General features: G+C 70.7%; 3 protein-coding genes and 2 pseudogenes. All 5 read right to left on the reverse strand.

The window, feature by feature from the left end; translation table 11 throughout:
- Nucleotides 1-257, reverse strand: a 257-nt coding sequence (locus O3Q52_RS51810; RefSeq protein ID WP_269655357.1) for a DUF317 domain-containing protein, incomplete at its 3' end; no start/stop codon positions are given.
- Nucleotides 258-404: 147 nt separating this feature from the next.
- Entirely contained in the window at nucleotides 405-740 is a 336-nt protein-coding gene (locus O3Q52_RS51815; RefSeq protein WP_266586638.1) for a DUF317 domain-containing protein, read from the reverse strand.
- Nucleotides 741-787: 47 nt separating this feature from the next.
- A complete protein-coding gene (locus tag O3Q52_RS51820) occupies nucleotides 788-1,660 on the reverse strand; it encodes a DUF317 domain-containing protein (protein WP_266586636.1) in 873 nt (290 codons plus the stop codon).
- A 45-nt stretch (nucleotides 1,661-1,705) separates the two neighbouring features.
- Nucleotides 1,706-2,357, reverse strand: a pseudogene (locus O3Q52_RS51825) (HAD family hydrolase).
- Nucleotides 2,354-2,573, reverse strand: a pseudogene (locus O3Q52_RS51830) (MFS transporter); the annotation flags it as partial. The pseudogenes O3Q52_RS51830 and O3Q52_RS51825, both read right to left, overlap by 4 nt.

Genomic DNA, 2,573 nt, shown 5'->3' on the forward strand with positions numbered 1-2,573 from the left:
GTGCCGGCGCCCTGGCGCGCGGCGGCATAGGTCAGAGCGGCGGGGAGGGTGAGATGGAGGCGGGTGTCGGCCGGAATGTTCCCCATGGCGCGGGCGAGCGGCACGGGTGAGGCCAGGGAGGAGGCGAACGCCGCGACCAGGGAGGCGGGCACGGCGGAGGAGAACGTGGCCTTCCACAGCGGGTGGTCCGGTGGCCCGCCCCACGCGGACCAGACGGGTGCGGCCACGTTCTTGTGCACGTAAGCGTGTTGCAGCATGCCGTAGCCGTCTGGGCTGCGGAAGTACTGGACTCCGTCCGTCTTGACCGTGTGGTGCCAGCGGGCGGTGAGCAGCGGCAGGTATACGTCTTGGGGGCGGACGTCGTCTGGGCGCAGCAGGTTGCGTTCGCCCTGTCTGTTCGCCTGTCACAGCGCGAGCACTTCGGCATACAGGTCGCGAACGAGTTCGACGGGGGTACTGGCGTCGAGCGTGGCCGTCCAGGTGGCCGACAGGAAGGGCTCCTTGTGTGCGGCGATCAGCCACTCGCCACCGCGCACGTGGTCCTCGGACGGTACGTGCCCGGCGAGCAGCTGCATACCGGGACTGATCACGATGGCGGGGCCGTCTCCGGAGTGGTGGAGGGTCCAGCCCTGATCGAAAGGGAAGGGCCATACGTCGACGAGGTCGTGGATGCCGGGGCCGGCGAGGTGGCGGGGCAGGACCTCGACCACGTCGAGATCGTCCAGAGGGCTGAGTGACACAAGGTCCGTTCGGCGGGAGGGAGTTGCTGGTCGTGGGTGGCGGCGGATCAGCGGCGCGCGGCCGTGCGTGGGGCGGCGGGCGCCGGAGGAAGGGTGGCCGTGCTCCAGCGCGGGACGCTGCGGGTGCCGAGTGCCGGCGGTCGGCGGGTGAGGGCGCGCTGGACGTCGAGCGGGGTCGGAACCGGGGGCGCGGGCGGTGTGATGGGAGTGAGCTGTGCGGCCTGGCGCAGCCCAGGGAGCATCGAGTCCCTCCAGCGTGGCAGGGGTGCCGGGTCGGACACGCTCTGGGTGATGGCCTTCACCAGAGCGGTGGGGGTGTTGGTGGTGGCGGTGGCGTACCAGCGGGCGTACCTGTTCTTCGGTCCGCCCCACAGGTGCCAGCGGGCCTCCAGAGTGGTGAGTTCCTTCTCCGGGTCGAGGCGGCCGGTGGTGTACTCACAGGTGGCCATCCCGTCCGGGGACTGCAGTTCCATCACGCCCCAGCGCGGGTGCTGGAACTGCCAGCCGTTTTTGATGAGCGGGACGACTGCGTCGAAGGCGCCGAGCTCGGGGTCCTTGAGGTCGGGCTCGGCGAGGTAGATGTCGGGGCCGGCGGTGTACGCCTGAGCGAGGGCGGTGGTGAAGGCGGTGACGAACTCCGTGGGTGCGGTGTCGTTGAAACTGACGCCCCACGCTGGCGGGGCGAAGCGGTCGCGGTAGGCGCTGATCCGCCACAGTCCGTCGTCGTCGCCCTCGGGCAGGAATCCGAGTCGGACGCGGTGGTCGGGCGCAGTGACGTAGGCGTTGGCGAGGTTGTCGTGATGGAGGTCGAAGCCAAGCGCGAGGAGCGGCGCCAGCGCGGGGTCTGCATCGCAAGTGCTGCCTGCGAGGTAGCGCGGGGATACGTAGTTGTCGCCGTCGATCTCTTCGGTGTCGGGCACGAAAGTCCTGAGGTTGAGGCTGGGGAGATGAGCACACGCTTCTGGTCAGGTACGCGTGCTGTTCGCAAGTGCGGGCAGCAGCTGGTGTTCCAGGTCTGCGGGTTGGCCGGCGTAGTGCAGGGCGCGCAGGCCCAACTCGGCGGCGGCCCTGCAGTTGTCCTCGCGGTCGTCGACGAACAGCACGCGTCCCGGGTCGGCGACGCCGGTGGCCGCCAGGGCGTGCTCGTACGCGGCCGAATCGGGCTTACACAGGCCCAAGCGGGCGGAGTACAGGGCGTCACTCATCAGATCGCGCCGCCAGTTGGTGGCGTCCAGGACGTCGCTGAGGTGGGCCGGGGCGTTGGAGAGGAGCACCATGGGCAGCCCCGCGGCCCGGGCGCGGTACAGGATGTCGAGGACTCTGGGGTCGGTGCGGGTCCACATGGCGGTATCGGCGGCCCGCAGCGTACGCAGCCACCGCGCCGGGATGGTGCCCGAGCACCTTCGCCCAGTAGGCGAGATCGCTCAGTTCGCCTGCGTCGTACGCGTTCCGGGGGGCCCAGAAGGCTTCTTGGAAGGAGGGGAGGTGTCGGTCGGGCCACTCGGCGAGGTCGGCGAGGCGGGTCCACATGCCGGGGCTGGGCTGGAGTCCGAGGACTCCGTTGTAGTCGAGGAGTAGGGCGTCCACGCCGTTCGGGGAGACGGAGGTGTGGGTCAAGGGCTGGGTTTCTCCAGGGCTTTGGGAGCGAGGGCGGCGACGGCAGCGGCGAGGAGGGCGGGCAGCAGCAGCGCGTGCGACAGGGCGGTGACGGTGGCGAGGGCGCCGATGAGGGCGGGGCCGGCGAGCAGGCCGACGTAGCCGGTGACCGCGACGGTGGCGACCGTGCGGGGGCCGCCGGTGCCTGCGGCGGTGGTCAGGCTGGGGATGGTGACG

It is taken from the genome of Streptomyces sp. ActVer, assembly GCF_027270795.1.
Taxonomy (GTDB): Bacteria; Actinomycetota; Actinomycetes; order Streptomycetales; family Streptomycetaceae; genus Streptomyces; species Streptomyces umbrinus_A.